The following is a 16,894-nucleotide window of genomic DNA, read 5'->3' as shown; positions in this document are numbered from 1 at the left end:
ACACAGATGCAGATCGATCATCGCCCCATCAACCAGGAACAGGCCCCCTATGTGATTGCCGAACTGTCGGCCAACCACAATGGCAATCTGGACCGAGCCCTGGCCATCATGACCGCCGCCAAAACAGCGGGGGCCAGCGCCGTCAAGCTGCAAACCTACCGCCCGGATACCATCACCCTCAAAAGTGATCGACCGGAATTTCAGATCCACGGCGGTTTGTGGGATGGCCACAGCCTCTATGACCTTTATGAGTGGGCGCACACTCCCTGGGAGTGGCACCAGGCGCTGTTTGCCAAAAGCCGCGAGCTGGGCCTAACGGTCTTTAGCAGCCCGTTCGACTTCAGTGCGGTGGACCTGCTGGAATCCCTCGACTGCCCGGCCTACAAGATAGCCTCCTTCGAGCTGGTGGATCTTCCCCTCATTCGCTACGCCGCCCAGACCGGCAAGCCGCTTATCATGTCCACCGGCATGGCGGACGAGGCCGAGATCGCCGCCGCCGTCGAGATGGCACTCAAGCACGGCAACGGCCAGCTGGCGATGCTGCACTGCGTCAGCGGCTATCCGGCGCCGGCGGCCGAATATAACCTGCGTACCATCCCCATGTTGCGCCAGCGCTTCGGGGTCGAGGTGGGGCTCTCCGATCACACCCTGGGGTCGGCCACAGCCATCGCCGCTACCGCGCTCGGGGCCACCCTTATCGAGAAACACTTCACCCTGGCCCGCGCCGACGGCGGGCCGGATTGCGCCTTCTCCATGGAGCCGGCGGAACTTACCGAACTGGTAACCTCGGTCAATACCGCCCATGCCGCCCTCGGAGTGGCCGATTACCAGCTCACAGCCAGTGAACAGGGTAACCGCGCGTTTCGCCGCTCCCTCTATCTGGTCAGGGATATTGCAGCCGGAGATGTGCTCACCGCAGCGCACATCAAATCGGTACGTCCCGCCCTCGGCCTGCCCCCGGCCGATTACGATCGGCTCATCGGCAAGCGGGTCAACCGCGACATGGCAGCCAATCAGCCTCTCAACTGGGAGTGGATTGCACAAGATGAATGAAGAGCTGCTACGTCACCATCTGGCGATCATCGAACAGCGTTGGCCACGGCTTGCAGCCCACCTCACGGTGGCACAGCTGGGCGATCTGCAGGTGGAGTTGTGTGAAGGCCTCAGCAGCACACTGCTGGTCAATGGCATCCAGCTCACCAGCCGCCATGACCGGGTGGCCGAGGCAGAACTGCAAGCGGCAACTCTTCCCGATGGACCCGTGCTTCATCTTTATGGCACCGGACTCGGCGATCTGCAGAAGGTGCTGCTGGCACGCCCCCGGTTAGAAACCCTCCATGTCCATATCATGCACCACAATCTATTCACTCTGGTGCTGGCCTTGCTCGAGCACGACGAGTGGCTGCAAGACCCCCGGGTCGAGCTGAGCCTCGCGGCCGATGAACAGGAGATTGTCCTCCCCTTCTTCGCCCTCCCCAGCGAACTGGAGCTGGCCGAAGATGCGGCCTGCCGTATTCGTGGTCGACTGGTGAGCGAAGTGATGGCGACTTACACAAAACAACGCTTCGTCCCCGACTTGCCGCGCATTACCGGACGACTGACCGAGAATCTGCCACTTGTGGGTGAAGATGGCGATGTTGCCACGCTTTTTGGCTCACACCCAGATGCTACTGCACTTGTCATCGCCAGCGGTCCCAGCCTGCAACACCATCTCCCTCGCCTTGCAGGCTTGTTGCAGCAACATCCCGAGTGGAAGGTACTCTGTGTCGATACTGCGCTCGCCCCTCTGCGACAATACGGCATCAGTGTGGATCTGGTCGTAACTATCGACGACGCTCTGACTCCGGATCGACTGGCCAGCCAGGGGCTGACTTCGGTTCCTCTGGTATATGCCCCCATGGTGCCCCATGAGACGCTCGCAAGTTGGCAAGGGCCGCGTTTTACCGCCTACTCCATCAGCCCCGTGTATGAGCAACTTCGTCATACTCATCCCAAAGGGTTACTCCATCAAGGAGGCAGCGTGATCCATCCCACCGTCGATCTCGCCGTCAAGATGGGTTGTCGCGAGATCATTCTGCTCGGCTGTGACTTCGCCTTCCCCGGTGGCCAGACCCATACCGGCTGGGATGATGGTGCTTTGGGTCCTGTTGCCAGCCAGGCCCTCAGCTGGGTACTGGATGGTCATGGTCAGCGCGTCAGCACCAACCCCAATTTCACCACCTATCAGATCGAGCTTGAACGCTATATGGCAAGCCACCCGGAAGTCAAATTCTGGAACAGTAGCCGCGACGGTGCAGCCCTGCTCGGTTGTGACTATCATCCGGAGCTGATGCAATGACCATCACAGAGCAGTGCATTGCACTGGCACACAATTTTCGCCTTGGCCTTCATGTTGAAAGTGCGCTGCAGCTACCGGCTCTGGTAGAGCAGGCATTGCATGCTCTACCTCCGGAGCACCAAGGCGATGCCGTGACCATAGTGAGTGCCCTGCTGGCTTGCCAGGAGCGCCATGACTGGCTGGGATTGGCAGACTGGCTTGAAGTTGAGTTTGCAACTCTTCTTACAACACCAGAGAAATAATAATGCTGAGCGGGTGAAACGAAGGGAATCTCATATGCGAGCATGATAAACAAGCTTGCTCGCAATAACACCCCAAACGCATGTCACGTTTGGGGCTAAGGTTTCCAAATAATGACTGATAATTTATTTAGAACACAACGTGTATAACGTGACAATAGATACACGTTATAATAGACTGCTACTTAAATATATTGAGGCCTATAAAATAGGCAGTGTCATGTCTTTCCAATGCGCTAGCATAAATATGTTTGGCATCAGTAAAAAACTGTTCCAATATAGTGATTGTAGCATTCAAATTTTCTGTCAGCGCATCATCAGAATCATTGATATGAGCCATCATCAAACTGATGATATTGGCATAGAAATAATTTATTGATCCTATCAATACACGGTAAAGATGGCTATCACGACTCATGAACAAATACAGCAGATAATCATGATGGCGTTGCATCATCGATTGAATTGCGTTGCGTTCACGAGGAACTGCTTTCCAATCATCGAGCAGTTTATTAACTACATCATTAAAAAACGGCACGTTAATGGCAGATTGGAAATCAATACTGGCTACATTAAATGGTTTGAAACAACGTGATAGCAAATCATCAATGAAGGCTCGCTTATTAATATCTGGCCAAGTGGGGTTGATATGCTCAACCCGACGAGGTTCGGCACCAGCAACATAAGCACCATCACTACTATTGACACAACGTATTTCAGGATTATTTTCCAAAATCTGAGCCATATTGTGAATAGAGAGACCAAATAAATGATTGATACGGACTTCACCACCAAAGTTACCACGAGCTGGAAATGTCTCGTTCAGATCCAGATGGTATTTTGCTTCCTGCTTTTCATTATAATAAAGGCTCAAACTAGAATGATGCTTATCAGCAAACTTATACCCATTGTCAATCCCAAACAGATAGATATCCTTAAAGCCAAGCAACGCTGCGTAATTAAGACCGGTATTTCCAACAAATGGATTTGAATACTCGATTGATTCAAACTCAAACTGTTCACCAAAGTTAGTAGTCAGCAGTTTATACATAGGTTCATTTGGTTTGAATGCCAAACCGGTTTTACGGAAAAACGTCTTACACTCAGGATGAATCACATCCACGCTTAAAAAAACACTATCCTTGAGAAACTCCCCTGCATCCAGAATATGCAAAAAATCTGCTGAACTTTTGGTACGCTCAACAGCAACATAAATATCTGGCTTGATCCCAGCTTTATAAAGTGCGCTGACTGCAGTGCCACAGGCAATGATAATAGCCTGACGTTGATGATCTCGAATAAAATCAATGCTCTGATCTAACGATGGCCCATTGCCAACAACAAATACAGGTATAGTCTCAGATGAAGACGTATCACGTTGGCGCAGAAGAAATGGTGTGCCATCTTGCAGATGACTATGGCTATGAGCTAGAGCAAAGACATTATCATCAAAAAAACCCCAACCCGTACGCAGCAGATAGAACTCATTTTCAACCTGGTTAATAAGCGAATGCAACTTTGGCGAATGATAATGGCAGAATGAGAAATATGCTGCAGACCAGAATGCCCCTTTACGATGAAGCGCCTCCATCATATCGGCTGCTAATAATTTTTCGTCAACTCCTATAAATAAATGCAAGCTTAATGACTCTTGCTCCATATAATCCAGCAAAGAGCACCAGTCAAAACAATATAAAGATGCATAAAACATATCAAGATCTGGTTCAAAGGCGAACAAATTCTTGACTTTGCATCGCTCGTATAAATAGCCCAGTTGATAACCCAAACCTATTCCATACATCAAGGATAATGGGATATCCATTGATAGTGAACTCTTGAGTGATAACCCTTCGAGCGTTGATTGTTGTTTAAGCTTGGATATTTCGTTGTTATATTTTATATGTATTTGGTCATCAAAATACCATTGTGGTGCAAAATCAATACATTGCAAAATACTTTGTTCAATTACTTCATCAATTTGTGATTCAGCATCTGCGAATGGATCGTCACCGTATAACGAAACTTGCTCATCAAGCCACAATATATTAGGGATACCATTTTCATTGCAAAAAAAACGGAATGGCCGTACTGGTTGATATGATTCAAAAAAATCATATATACTTGGCATGAATTTTTTAAAGGCATCCATGTTCATTGCAAAACGAACAGGCAATACCTCCAACATAGCAATTTCCTGTTGCTTTTGCCTCTCAAGGCGAACAAGTTCACTCTCGATATTTGTAATTTCTTGTTTAATATCCATGTATGCCTAACCTGCGTTCAGCTTGTACATATCAGATGCTCGACCTGCTTTTGAAAATTTCCACAAAGCTGCTTCTGTCTGATTCTTTGCATGTTCTATCAGCTCATGTAGGGTTTGAAACTGCACCAATGCTTGTTGGTGATCCATGTCAAGAACCACATGTGGAGGGATATTCTGGAAAACAGCATCAAGGAGAATGAGATAATGGTCGATCAACTGTTCAGCCGTTTGCACATCCTCCTGTTCGAACAAGGTCAGTAACTCTTGACCTGCTGCGATTAATTCTGGCAAACGGTTATTGCTCATTCGGTTCCGCCCACTTTTTGTTGAGCCAAGGCCTTATCTCGCTCCTCGACAGGAATAGCATCCCAACCGCTTTTAACTGTCAGCATCAGATTCATAACCTCATCGACAGCTGTGATATCCATATCACGGCTGGCATCCATCATCCTAGCTTTCATGTAGTCATAAAGCGCAGAAAGGTCTTCGGGAACCTTACCATAAGAGAGATCAAGTGAATCTTGCAGCCCGTTGATAATGGCCATTGCTTTAGAGATAGACTGGGATTTTTGCTCAAAATCTCGACGTTCGATAGCACCACGAGCCTGAGCCAAGCGCTCCAGGCAACCTTGCATCAAAAGTTGAATCACGCGGTAAGGATCGGCTACTGCCAATTCGGATTGCAGATTCTGGGTGGTATAGGCCTTTATATTTTTATGATACATATGAAACACCACTCATGACTTCACATTAACTATTGTTTGTATTTAGCATACTTAAATATGAGGCAGATTTATTCATCTTGGCCAACATAGCATCCAGACTTCCGTAACGGGCCCGCAAGGTCTCTTCATACTTGGTCAGCTGAGTGGCAACATCTGACTCCTTACGACCCACTTCGCGCAGATCGGAATTCAAAGAGTCTTCCCGTTTCGCCAACAAACCACCGGTCTTGGAGTAGGTTTCCAGCTGGCTGGCCAGCTGACCGGCGATCCCATCCTTACCGCCAAAAACTGCCACTACCTGATCGAAATTCTTGTCGATGGCCTCGTTGAACTTGGTATCGTCGATAGACAATACCCCTTTGTTATCCATCTTTATGCCCATCTGAAAAATCGTTTTATAAGTAGAGGAGTTTTTCGAAGGCTCGGTGATGATGCCATTCATCATATTGACTACGGCACGCGTCGTTGCATCGCCCGCCAGAGCCCCACCATCATTCTTGCTCTTCCCTTCAACGATCGTATTACGCTTGCCGAGCTCATTGCTCTTCTTCACCAGCGCGTTGTAACCGTCGACAAAGCTTTTGACCATGTCCTTTATGCCAGCCTTGTCGGTGGTCACGTCAACCTTGTTAGAGCTGTAGGTCTTGACCGGATTACCGCTGGCATCGGTAGAGGTTGTGCTATCCGACTCCCGCAACACGGTCAGTTTAAGTCCGACAATGGTGCCATCGAAAGTATTGGATGAACTGGTCAGAGTATTTCCATCAACGGTGATCTTGGCATCTTGAGCATCTTGGCGCTTGGTCAGTTTGGATACGAGATTATCGGTCAGGTCGGTAGTACTGCCAGTGATCTGCAGGTCCTTGCCGCTGCCGCTTACCCCGGAATCGATCATCAGCTTGGATTTACCATCGGAGGTATTGACTATATTGACGCTCAAACCGAAATTGTCGGCGTCATTGTTGATGCGTTTACGGATGGACTGTAGTGAATCCCCTGCTTTCACATCGACATCGAAGGTCTTGTCACCAGCCTTGAAGGTCAGCTTCCCATCCTCAGTGATAAGGGGAGTCGTCGATGAGTCGAAAGTACCGTCAAATTTACTGGTCTTCGCCAATTGTTCGACGCTGATATCATATTGCCCGTTGGAAGCCCCCGCCTTGCTCTCCACCTTGAGAACGGGTTTGTCCTTGTCCTGGGTAATATTAATCGAGCGTTTGTTGAACGCATCATCTTTGGACATGGCCTGAAGTGTCGTCACAAAAGAGGCGATGGCCGACTTCAACTGTCCAACCCCGGAGAGAGTGATCTGGGCATTGGTCTTTTTGGTGGTGATGGGCTGCATCAGTTGCGCCTTCTTGGCATTGACGCTCGCGGCAATGACAGACTCCAAGTCCAGCTGTGAACCCGCACCAGCAGACGTAATCGTGGCCATTCTCACTCTCCTCGTAAAACTTGCGTATTAAATCTCTTTATCAAGCAATAATCCGACTCTTGAGCCACCACCTATAACATCAACTTCACGCAGATCCTTGAGCCGCTTGCTGATAGCCAGCAACTCTTCACTTGGGATCTGGCGGATCATTGACTTGGTATTGGCGTCCATCACCTTGATAACAACTTGCTCGAGATCCTTTTCGACGCTGAAGTTGACGGTCCATCCCTGCAACTTGCTGAACTCCTGCAAGTTTTGTACCTCTTTTTCAATATCCTTATCTGAGACATCGGATTTGCGAACCTTCTCTTTGGCTCGCTCCTCTTGTTGTTTTTCCACATCCTGTGTCATCACCCGCTGCTCTTCCGCCATGCCAGATAGCACTTGAGCGGCCGATTGGCCGCTCTTGCTACTTGACTGAAGAGAAGAAGGAGTGACCGATGAGGGAATTCCAATGTCATTGGCCATATCGTCGCTCCTTTTCTATCTCATCACTACCCGTTAACCCAACAGGGACAGCGCAGATTGCGGTCTTTGGTTAGCTTGCGCCAGGATACTTGAAGCAGCCTGCTGCAGGATGTTCTGCTTGGTCAGGTTGGCGGTTTCTGTCGCAAAGTCCGCATCACGGATACGCGAACGTGCTGCACTCAAGTTCTCGGACACGTTGGACTGGTTGCGAATGGTCGAGTCGAAACGGTTCTGGACCGCACCAAGCTCTGCACGTTTGCTATCAACCGCCTTGATCATGTAGTCGAGGTTGGCCATAGCAGACTGGGCACCACTGGCTGTTTTGATACTGTTCATGTTGGCAACAGTTACAGCAGTTGTCGCAGCGGTTACCTTGTACGGCTCTTTACTACCAGTAGAACCGGCGGCGATGGTGGCACTGCCTTTTGATGCGCCAGCAATACCGCTAATGGTAAAGGCACTGGTCATCTTGAAGGTAATGGTCTGGGTAGCATCCGCACCGACCTGGAATGAGCCCTTATATTTACCGTCCAGCAACTTCTGACCACCGAACGTGGTATCACTGGAGATGCGATCGATCTCGGTTGTCAGTTGATCGTACTCTTGCTGCAATGCAACGCGGTCATCCGTATTGTTGGAACCGTTGGCTGATTGCTGCGCCAGAGTCCGCATCCGCTGCAACATGGAGGTTATTTCATCCATGGCCCCTTCTGCGGTCTGGGCTACAGAAATACCATCGTTTGCGTTGCGATTACCCTGGTTCAAGCCGTTAACCTGTGAAGTCAAACGGTTGGAGATCTGCAAGCCAGCAGCATCGTCTTTGGCGGTGTTGATGCGAAGACCGGATGCCAATCTGGTATAGGAGGTATCCAGAGACTTGTTGGTATTCATCAAGTTACGCTGGGCGTTCAATGATGAAATGTTGGTGTTGATATACATGGCCATAAAATATTCTCCCGAAGAACATGCGACTGCAGGTTGCGTCGTCTAAACAACACGACGTCCCACCGTTTGAAGAGCAGGTTGAACATGCCTGTCTCTTCAGGCGGGTGTCTGTTTGAACGAACAGGCCACCCGCAGTAGTGCAAACGTTGGATTCCGAACACCCCTCGATTGCTTCACTTTATTTAACGGCAGCGCAGATACAAGCTTTAGGAAAATTGTTGCCTAAAGCGGCAAGTTTTCTCCGGCAAGCGGCAACAGAACATGAATTGAGCAGCATCACCATGCAAATCACCGCTGATGATGACCTCGTTTACGGGATAAGATGCGTTGGCACGATTCATGCTTTGAACTGACAGAGTGACGTCAATTTGGCGACACAATAAAAAGAGGCCGGTAAACCGGCCTAAAGATGAGCATATGCTCAGGAGAATATGACCAAGCGTGACAGAACTGAACAGCTGGACAACACTTGGCATTACTAGTAGAGATTATATCTCTCCCGATAGAACAGAGTGCGACCCGAACACCCCTTTGTTCCATCTCTTGACCAGGGCGGCCTGAACAACCGCCCTGTTTTCTTTTGTTAGCCTTGCAACAGTGACAGTGCAGACTGCGGGCGCTGGTTTGCCTGAGACAGAATGGTCGATGCGGCCTGCTGCAGAATGTTCTGCTTGGTCAGGTTGGCGGTTTCAGTCGCAAAGTCAGCATCACGGATCCGTGAGCGGGCAGCACTAACGTTTTCGGAGACGTTCGCCTGATTGCGAATGGTTGAATCGAAGCGGTTTTGCACTGCACCCAATTCAGCTCGCTTGCTGTCTACAACTTTAATCATGTAGTCGAGGTTGGCCATAGCAGACTGGGCCGAACTCGCCAACTTGATGCTATTCATGTTTGCCACAGTCACTGCGCTGGTTGAGGCCGTTACTTTGAAAGGCTCTTTGCTACCAGTTGAACCGGCAGAGATTGTTGCATTGCCCTTGGCAGCCGAAGCCATACCTGCGATGGTAAACGCAGTGGTCATTCTGAAAGTAATGGTTTGAGCCGCATCGGCACCAACCTGGAAAGAGCCGACATAACCACCGTTAAGCAGTTGCTTACCACCGAATGTGGTATCTTTTGCCACACGATCAATTTCGGTCATCAGCTGGTCATACTCTTGCTGCAACGCGGTACGGTCATCAGTGTTGTTGGAGCCGTTGGCTGATTGTTGAGCCAGGGTACGCATACGCTGCAGCATGGAAGTCACTTCATCCATTGCACCTTCCGCAGTTTGCGCTACCGAAATACCATCGTTGGCGTTGCGGTTACCCTGATTCAAACCGTTCACCTGAGACGTCAAACGGTTGGCGATTTGCAGACCCGCGGCATCATCTTTGGCGCTGTTGATACGCAAGCCGGATGCCAGTCGAGTGTAGGAAGTATCCAGTGATTTGGTCGTATTCATCAGGTTACGCTGCGCGTTGAGCGATGAAACGTTAGTGTTGATATAAAGGCCCATGACTATTCTCCTAAGCTATTAAATTTACTCTTCTATTCGCTCAGGCTTTATTATTTTCCGTGCCCGATGCGTCTTATTTAACGGCTCGTTTTTGGATGTCTTTAGCATTTTTTTCAACGCTTCATCGCATTAACGCCGCTTACCTTATATATCGGCGGGTCGGGGGGATACTTAAGGAAAAAATCGGGCCAAAACCAGTGACAAACTCAACATTCTGAAGCTCGCCAACGGCAGGGGGCAAACGAGACACTACCGTACGTGCTGCGAGAAAAAATCCGTCCCGACTCTCAATTTTGTCGAGCACTGTTGGCGATTGGGCTCACCAGCCCCTAAAATCGCGGCCCCATCAACAATTTGGCGTGAGTTGTTCTCCATGCAGACACTGGTTGAGCAGATTGTTTACATCAGCGACATGTTTGGTACTGCGGTATTCGCGTTTTCAGGGGTATTGGTGGCTGGCCGACTCAGAATGGACGGGTTTGGCGTCATGGTTTTGGCGGCGGTCACTGCCATCGGCGGCGGCACCATCCGTGACATGATCCTGGGAGCCACCCCCGTGTTCTGGGTGCGCGATCCCCTCTATATCTGGGTCGTTATTGCGACGGCGTTGATCGGTATGTGGATGGTCAAACTGCCCCGCAGAATGCCCTGGTATGTGCTGCCGGTGGCGGATGCCTTCGGACTGGCCCTCTTTACCGTGATCGGTGCCCAGAAGGCCCTCAACTTCGGCACCCCGGGGCTGATTGCCGTGATCATGGGCACCATGACCGGGGTAGCCGGTGGCATGATCCGCGATGTACTGGCGCGGGAGGTCCCCATGGTGCTGCAAAAAGAGATCTATGCCACCGCCTGTATCCTTGGCGGCATTCTCTATACCCTGGCGCTGGAGGCAAACATGGACAGGGTAACTGCCATGCTCATCTGCATGACGGCCGTGTTTGGCCTGCGGGTCGCGGCTATCTACTGGCATCTTTCGCTACCGACCTTCTCCCTGCAACGCAATTGAGAGCAGGCCCACAGCGTCATCATGTCGCTGTGGGCCACGCGTTGAACCAAATAGGCTTTTCTGTTGTCATAGAAGCAGTCGTTGTTAGCCGGAACTTCTCATGCGCAAAATCGGTATGCTTACCACCCTCCTCCTGGCGAACGTGACGGCAGCCCACGCCGAAGCACAAGTGGTATTTGGACGACTGGCCTCGGCGCCGGTGCAGCAGTTCAACCAACAGATACGCCAGGCAAGCCATCAACAGCAAAACTGGGTCAATGACTACCGTGAGGTAGCTCTGCGATTCGTCGGTCATGGTGACACGCCCAGCCGCATCCATGCCCAGCAGCTGGACAATGATCTGGTGCTCTCAGTCGCCCTCGACGGCAGTAAGAGCGACATGATCTACATCCTGACCCTCTATCGCAGCAACAACCTGTGGCAGATGCGGGAGGCGGAAATGGGCTGGCGTTGTCAGGGGCAAGACTCCTTCACTCCGGTTCCCTGTCCCTGATAGTCAGGGCTCACTCTGTGAAATTAAAAAATCCGGCACATTGGCCGGATTTTTTTATTGAAGGTAAAAAACACGCTTACGGGCGGTACACCTTGACGTTGTCAAAGCCCTTCTCTTTCAGATAGAGCGCCTGCAGCTTGCTCATCACACCGCGATCGCAGTAGAGCAGGTAGGTCTTCTCTTTGGGCAGATCGCCAAAGGCGGTGGCCAGCTTGAAGAAGGGGATATGCAGTACTTCACGACCTTCCACCACCAGCGGCTTCTCGTCGTGTTCGTCGGCAGAGCGGATATCCAGGATCACCTCGTCAGCACCCAGCACCTGGGTGGTTTCCACCTCTTGCACTTCAGCGGCAGTCTCTTCATCGATACGACGGATATCGAGGTAACGGGCCTCGGAGACCACCTTGTCCAGAATGGAGAAGTCAAAATTGGCCTCTTCCTCTTCAATGCGGGAGAGCTCGGCCTTCACGGTCGGCTTCTTGGAGATGACACCGCAATACTCTGGCATGGTTTCGGCGAACTCCAGGGTGCCGATGCGGCGGGCTTCACTGATGATATCCGGCTTGTCCCAAGTGATAAGCGGGCGCAGGATCACCTTGTCGGTCACCCGGTCGATCACGTTCAGGTTGGTGAGAGTCTGGCTGGAGACCTGACCCACACACTCACCGGTCACCAGCGCCGGGATCTGGAACTCGTCAGCCACCTTGGCAGCGGCACGCATCATCATCCGCTTGAGCACCACGCCCATCTGACCGTTGTCGATCTTCTCGAGGATCTCGGCGACCACCGGCTCGAAGTCCACAGCGGTGAAACGCACCCGATGGGATGAACCGAAGCGGTTCCACAAGTGATAGGCCACCTGCTTGACGCCGATCTCGTGGGCCGCACCGCCCAGATTGAAGAAGCAGTAGTGCACCCGGCAGCCGCGCTTGATGAACTGGAACGACGCCACACCGGAGTCAAAACCGCCGGAGAGCAGACTCAGCACATCTTCCTGGGTCGCGATGGGCATGCCGCTCAGGCCCTGATGGATGGCGCTGACGATGAAGAGCTCCTCACCGTCGATCTCGAGGTTGATCTTCACATCCGGGTTCTTGAGGCGCACACCATTGCTTTCGCAGTGCTGATTCAATCCACCGCCCACATAGCGCTCAACCTCGAGGGAGGAGAACTCATGCTTACCGTGGCGCTTGGCGCGCACGCAGAAGGTTTTGCCCTTGAGCTGGTCGCCCCACACGGCTTTCACCTGCTCGAAGATGTCGTGCAGATCGGTAAACTTGCTGGCTTGTACCTCGAGGAAGGCCTGAATGCCGGGAATGCAGGCCAGGGCTTCGATTGCCTGCTCGCGGAACTGGTCATTGCGGGAGCTCACGATCAGCTTGTCCCAATCCATCCGTACGCGGGCATCGTCGTCGAAGCGGCGCAGGACATTGCGGATATTGCCCTGCAGGATCTTGATAAAGCGCTGGCGAACCGACTTGCTCTTGATGGTGATTTCCGGGAACAGCTTGATAATGAACTTCATGGTAATGACTCGGGTGACCTTGATTTAAGGGCGCGAATTATATCAGAACTTTGTGGCCAGCGCCTACTGGATGAGCGTTTGCTCACATTACCCCACGCAGTGTTTGCCGTGCAGCGCCAATCTTGCGTATATTCCCGACCCTGCGCCTCGCCAGATTTTTGACAACAGACTGATCCGATGAAGACCTATATCTACTACCCCGGCATGGAGGTACGCGACGAGCTCTGGCTCAAATTTGCCTTGCTCTATCTGGAGCGGCTTGCCTTTGTCTTCACCGTCAGCGAAAAGAGCGGTCTCACCGCCCTGCTCGATACCCTTCAACAGCAGAGCGATCTGCTAGCCGAGCGGCCCGATGCCGCCTTTTTTGCCGCCATTACCCCGCAATTGGAGAGCCAGATAAGCGGCCTGGTGGCCCCCGATTTCGTCCGCCACAAGGTGTTTGGCAACAAGGAACTGATTGGTCGCTGGCGTCAGGAGGCCAACCACGACTGCTTCTGCCCGGATCAGGTGGGGCTGGAGCGACTGCACGGCTTTTGCCTGACTCACGGCTTTGCGACCCGGGATGAAGGGGGGATCAGAATGGCGCGGCGCTTTGCCAATCTGCTCTCCATGCGTCTCGCCCGTGAGTGGGCACTCGCCAATGACGGGGCGCTTATTACCGATCACGACTATCTGGATCGACTGCTCCATCTGCTCGAATCCCGCTACCACAATCGCGGCGGTCAGGATTGCTTCCACCTCGAAATCCCGTTGCAAGTACCCACTCACTTGACCGACATCCCGTTTGCAGAGCTGATCGCCCTGCGCAGTCACAGCGGCTTTCGCCAGCAGTTGGCCGAATTTCATCTGGCCCTCGACAACCTGCTCACCATGCTGGGTAGCGGCTATGCCGACCCGGCGGCCGTGACCCGCTTTGAGCAGGCTCAACAAGGGCTCAATCAACTGCTCGGGCCCGAGACCCTCAGCATGCCACTCACCACCTTGGTCAGCACCAGCCTGCCCGCCGTAGCCATGCTCCACCAGTTAAAAGCGAGCCATCCCGAAAGCAACCTCATCTTCCATCCCATCAAGAAGAGCCACTTTCACCAGCGCAAGAGCCAGCACTTCTTCACCCGGCTCGGTCATCTGCGCCAACAGGGCTGAATTGGCGGAATGAAAAAGGGGTTGGCATCTGCCAACCCCTCTCGTTTTCTGCGGCCTACCAATCATCACCCCGGTGATTGGCCCGCTCTTGCGCCTGCCTGCGCGCCTCCATCGCCCTGTCACGGCGGATATTGGCAGGGGTACAGGCAAACTGTTTCTGATTGCAACGAGCAAAACTCTCGGAAGCAGGTTCGAAAGGTGAATAGAACCCGGTACGTTCAGGAGAAACATGGTGATCACCATGATTGGTTGTGGCACAACCCGAACTCATCAGCACCAGCAAGGGACACAGAACACGCAGCAAAAGAGAACTCCCGATTGGATTTGAATGAATTCGTAATTATTCACAAATTAATTCATCCAATCAAATATTGATGCATTTCAAACAGTTAATTACATTCACCTCAATGGCTGTCGGCAAAACGCTCAACGGGTGATGGTGCCGGCATCACTGTCAGGATGCACCACGCGAAACTCGATGCGATCGCTGTTACCCGCCTCGTCCACCACCACCAGCTGATAACGACCCGCCACACTCAGCACCTGATCCCCGTCCCAGCGCAGCCGCTGGCCGTTGAGAAACCAGGCCGACTTGCCGACACCGCCGAGCACCTTGGGCTGCAACCGATAGCGCTGGCTGCGGATAAGGTTGCCCTCCCCCAGCGCCACGATGCGAATGGGGGCCTGCAGCTCGGCGCTCTGCCCTTCCCCCGCGCAGCCGCTGGCGAGCAGCGCCTGCCGTCGCTCACCAGGTGACCGCCAAGGCTCCAGCGACAACGGCCAGAGCGCCCGAAAACCGGATTGCGCCGCATCCTGGCAACGGATCAGGGTCGGCTTGCCCTCGGCGGTCAGCGCCACTTGGCGCAGCGGCGAGGGCCAGTCCATGGGGTCCGGCAAGGTGGGAGGATCGCGCCCTTCCAGCAACCAGGCGCTCTGGCGCTGCAAACAAACCTCAGACAGGGTCGCGCTCGCCTTGCGCCCCAGCGGCCAGCAAATCTCGGCCTCGCTCACCGTGTTGGGTTGTGCCGGCAAGGGGCTGTTGTCAGCCAATCGCGAGTAGACCGACAGCAGCAGCGGCACCGCCGCGCTCTGTCCGTAAAAACCGGGCATGGGGGTACCGTCGGGTCGCCCCAACCAGACGCCTATGGTCCAGCGACCGGAGACCCCCATCGCCCAGCTGTCGCGATAGCCGTAGCTGGTGCCTGTCTTCCAGGCCAGTCTGTTGACCCTGCCGGTTGCCTCGCTGGCAAAAGGCTGATCCGCCCGCCCCTGCGCGCTCAATACTTGCCAGATGATCCAGGCAGCCCCCGGACTCAGCAAGGGGCGCGACACCGCCTGCTGCCCCGCCAGCCAGACCGGCATCGCCACCTGCCCCTGCCGGGTGAGCGAGCTGTAGAGCGCCACCAGCTGCTCGAGCCTAATGCCCGCTGCCCCCAGCGCGATGGCCGGATTTGGCTTGTCGGAGAGCGCCAGCCGCGCCCCGGCATTGTCGAGGCGGCTGACCAGCTTGTCGGGCCCGAGCGCCTCCAGCACCTGCACCGCCGGCACGTTGAGGGATTGCTGCAGCGCCTGAGCAAGCGTCACCGGCCCCTGAAAGGCGCCGGAAAAGTTGGCGGGGCGATAATCCGAGCCCAGCCTCGGCGCATCGGAGAGCAGGGAGGCCGAGTGCACCAGCCCCTCGTCCATCGCCAGACCATAGATAAATGGCTTGAGAGTGGAGCCGGGGGAGCGGATCGCCTGCACCATGTCGAGGTAACCGTGGCGGCGCAGGTTGCCATATTCGGCGCTGCCTACATAGGCCCGCACCGCCATGGTTTTGTTGTCTACCAAGAGCAACGCTGCTGAGGTCTGCTCGGGGAAACGGCGGATATAACTGGCTACCCGTCCCTCCAGCCAGCGCTGCAGATCCCCGTCGATGGTGGTGTGCACCAGCGCCCCGGTCTGATTGTCAGCGGCGAGACGGGCAAAGAGCGGCGCCTCCATCGGCGTGAAGTGACCGCGGGCCAGCACCGGCTCGATACGTCCCTCCAACCACACCGGCTCGGGCCAGACACCCTGAGCCACCAGCCGCTGCATTACCTTGTCACGGGCGGTGCGGGCCCGCTCGGGATGGCGGTCCGGCCGGTTGCGGCTGGGAGCCTGCGGCAACACTGCCAACAACGCCGCCTCGGCATAGGTCAGCTTGGCCGCACTCTTGCCGAGATAGGCAAAACTTGCCGCCTGCACCCCCTCCAGATTGCCGCCAAACGGCGCCCGGTTGAGGTAGACGGTGAGCAGGGTGCGCTTGTCGTAGTGCCACTCCAGCTGCAGCGCGCGGGCCATCTGGCGCAGTTTGCCGGGCACGCTCCTGTGGTAGGGCTCGATAAGGCGGGCCACCTGCATGGTGAGGGTCGAGCCGCCCGATACAGCCCGCCCATAGCGCAGCCACTGCCAGACCCCGCGCACCATGGCCACCGGATTAACCCCGGGATGACGCCAGAAGTAGCGATCCTCGTAACCCAGCAACGCCTCGATATAGCGGGGGGAGACCTGCTCCAGGGTCACGGGGTAGCGCCACACGCCGCTGGTATCGGCAAAGGCGCGCAGTGGCCGCCCTTTCATGTCGAGCACCACCCGCGCATAGGCGGGGTCGAGTGGTGGCGGCGGGAAGAGTCTATCCAGCGCCAGCAATGACAGCAGCAGTGCTACAACGCCCAGCACCGAGAAACACAGCCAGCGTGGCAGGCGACCAAGCCAGCGCCAGCCAGCGCGGCCACTGCGAACTAATTTCAGCCAGCCACGCTGCCAGAAAGTGAGCGGGCGAACCCGCTCAAGGG

The 16,894-nt window shown here is 53.9% G+C and carries 16 protein-coding genes; 7 read left to right on the top strand and 9 right to left on the bottom strand.

The features are described from left to right. Positions 1-6: 6 nt before the first annotated feature. Genes pseI through ACTG2O_RS12455 form a run of 3 tightly spaced genes read left to right on the top strand, consistent with a single transcriptional unit; the run spans position 7 to position 2,580 of the window. Complete coding sequence (pseI, locus tag ACTG2O_RS12465) at positions 7-1,053, top strand: pseudaminic acid synthase (RefSeq protein WP_439975892.1); 1,047 nt, start codon at positions 7-9, stop codon at positions 1,051-1,053. Next, positions 1,046-2,338, top strand: coding sequence for a motility associated factor glycosyltransferase family protein (locus ACTG2O_RS12460; protein WP_019446035.1), 1,293 nt, complete (start codon positions 1,046-1,048; stop codon positions 2,336-2,338). The genes pseI and ACTG2O_RS12460 overlap by 8 nt, the downstream gene beginning before the upstream one ends. Further along, positions 2,335-2,580 carry a hypothetical protein gene (locus tag ACTG2O_RS12455; RefSeq protein ID WP_019446036.1) on the top strand — a complete coding sequence of 82 codons (246 nt, stop codon included), beginning with the start codon at positions 2,335-2,337 and terminating at the stop codon, positions 2,578-2,580. Before ACTG2O_RS12460 ends, ACTG2O_RS12455 begins: the two co-directional genes overlap by 4 nt. Before the next feature lie 178 nt (positions 2,581-2,758). Here the strand turns inward: ACTG2O_RS12455 and ACTG2O_RS12450 are convergent, their stop codons facing one another. The 6 genes from ACTG2O_RS12450 to flaB are packed head-to-tail and all read right to left on the bottom strand — an operon-like array spanning position 2,759 to position 8,413. Next, positions 2,759-4,840 (bottom strand): motility associated factor glycosyltransferase family protein, encoded by a 2,082-nt coding sequence (locus ACTG2O_RS12450; RefSeq protein WP_439975889.1) that lies wholly within the window; start codon positions 4,838-4,840, stop codon positions 2,759-2,761. Positions 4,841-4,846: 6 nt separating this feature from the next. After that, positions 4,847-5,146 (bottom strand): hypothetical protein, encoded by a 300-nt coding sequence (locus tag ACTG2O_RS12445; protein ID WP_019446038.1) that lies wholly within the window; start codon positions 5,144-5,146, stop codon positions 4,847-4,849. Beyond that, on the bottom strand, positions 5,143-5,565 hold the full coding sequence (gene fliS / locus ACTG2O_RS12440; protein WP_019446039.1) for a flagellar export chaperone FliS: 423 nt from the start codon (positions 5,563-5,565) through the stop codon (positions 5,143-5,145). The genes ACTG2O_RS12445 and fliS overlap by 4 nt, the downstream gene beginning before the upstream one ends. Before the next feature lie 25 nt (positions 5,566-5,590). After that, a complete protein-coding gene (fliD, locus tag ACTG2O_RS12435; protein WP_019446040.1) occupies positions 5,591-7,000 on the bottom strand; it encodes a flagellar filament capping protein FliD in 1,410 nt (469 codons plus the stop codon). Between the two features lie 27 nt (positions 7,001-7,027). Beyond that, a complete protein-coding gene (locus ACTG2O_RS12430) occupies positions 7,028-7,468 on the bottom strand; it encodes a flagellar protein FlaG (RefSeq protein WP_019446041.1) in 441 nt (146 codons plus the stop codon). Positions 7,469-7,501: 33 nt separating this feature from the next. Beyond that, the gene (gene flaB, locus ACTG2O_RS12425; RefSeq protein WP_019446042.1) at positions 7,502-8,413 is read right to left on the bottom strand and encodes a flagellin B; all 912 of its coding nucleotides are present in this window, start codon (positions 8,411-8,413) and stop codon (positions 7,502-7,504) included. A 146-nt stretch (positions 8,414-8,559) separates the two neighbouring features. Between flaB and ACTG2O_RS12420 the strand changes: the two genes are divergently transcribed. Further along, entirely contained in the window at positions 8,560-8,766 is a 207-nt protein-coding gene (locus ACTG2O_RS12420; RefSeq protein ID WP_141108820.1) for a hypothetical protein, read from the top strand. 230 nt (positions 8,767-8,996) lie between these two features. Here the strand turns inward: ACTG2O_RS12420 and flaA are convergent, their stop codons facing one another. After that, a complete protein-coding gene (gene flaA, locus ACTG2O_RS12415; RefSeq protein ID WP_019446043.1) occupies positions 8,997-9,911 on the bottom strand; it encodes a flagellin A in 915 nt (304 codons plus the stop codon). Positions 9,912-10,284: 373 nt separating this feature from the next. Here flaA and ACTG2O_RS12410 point away from each other — a divergent pair, with 373 nt between their 5' ends. Next, on the top strand, positions 10,285-10,917 hold the full coding sequence (locus tag ACTG2O_RS12410) for a trimeric intracellular cation channel family protein (protein WP_005333975.1): 633 nt from the start codon (positions 10,285-10,287) through the stop codon (positions 10,915-10,917). A 100-nt stretch (positions 10,918-11,017) separates the two neighbouring features. Then, positions 11,018-11,410, top strand: coding sequence for a hypothetical protein (locus ACTG2O_RS12405; RefSeq protein ID WP_005333978.1), 393 nt, complete (start codon positions 11,018-11,020; stop codon positions 11,408-11,410). A 76-nt stretch (positions 11,411-11,486) separates the two neighbouring features. Here the strand turns inward: ACTG2O_RS12405 and thiI are convergent, their stop codons facing one another. After that, a complete protein-coding gene (thiI, locus tag ACTG2O_RS12400; protein ID WP_439975886.1) occupies positions 11,487-12,935 on the bottom strand; it encodes a tRNA uracil 4-sulfurtransferase ThiI in 1,449 nt (482 codons plus the stop codon). Positions 12,936-13,112: 177 nt separating this feature from the next. Between thiI and ACTG2O_RS12395 the strand changes: the two genes are divergently transcribed. Continuing rightward, positions 13,113-14,078 (top strand): hypothetical protein, encoded by a 966-nt coding sequence (locus tag ACTG2O_RS12395; protein WP_439975884.1) that lies wholly within the window; start codon positions 13,113-13,115, stop codon positions 14,076-14,078. A 426-nt stretch (positions 14,079-14,504) separates the two neighbouring features. Here ACTG2O_RS12395 and pbpC read toward each other — a convergent pair whose 3' ends face one another. Further along, positions 14,505-16,850: a penicillin-binding protein 1C gene (pbpC, locus tag ACTG2O_RS12390; protein WP_439976663.1), complete on the bottom strand. Its 2,346-nt coding sequence runs from the start codon at positions 16,848-16,850 to the stop codon at positions 14,505-14,507. Between the last annotated feature and the right edge of the window lie 44 nt (positions 16,851-16,894).

The sequence above is a fragment of the Aeromonas sp. 61P genome (genome assembly GCF_051919545.1).
In the GTDB taxonomy this organism is placed as follows: domain Bacteria; phylum Pseudomonadota; class Gammaproteobacteria; order Enterobacterales; family Aeromonadaceae; genus Aeromonas; species Aeromonas veronii.
The sequence above is the reverse complement of the archived record's forward strand: the minus strand, read 5'-3'. Positions and strand labels throughout refer to the sequence as shown.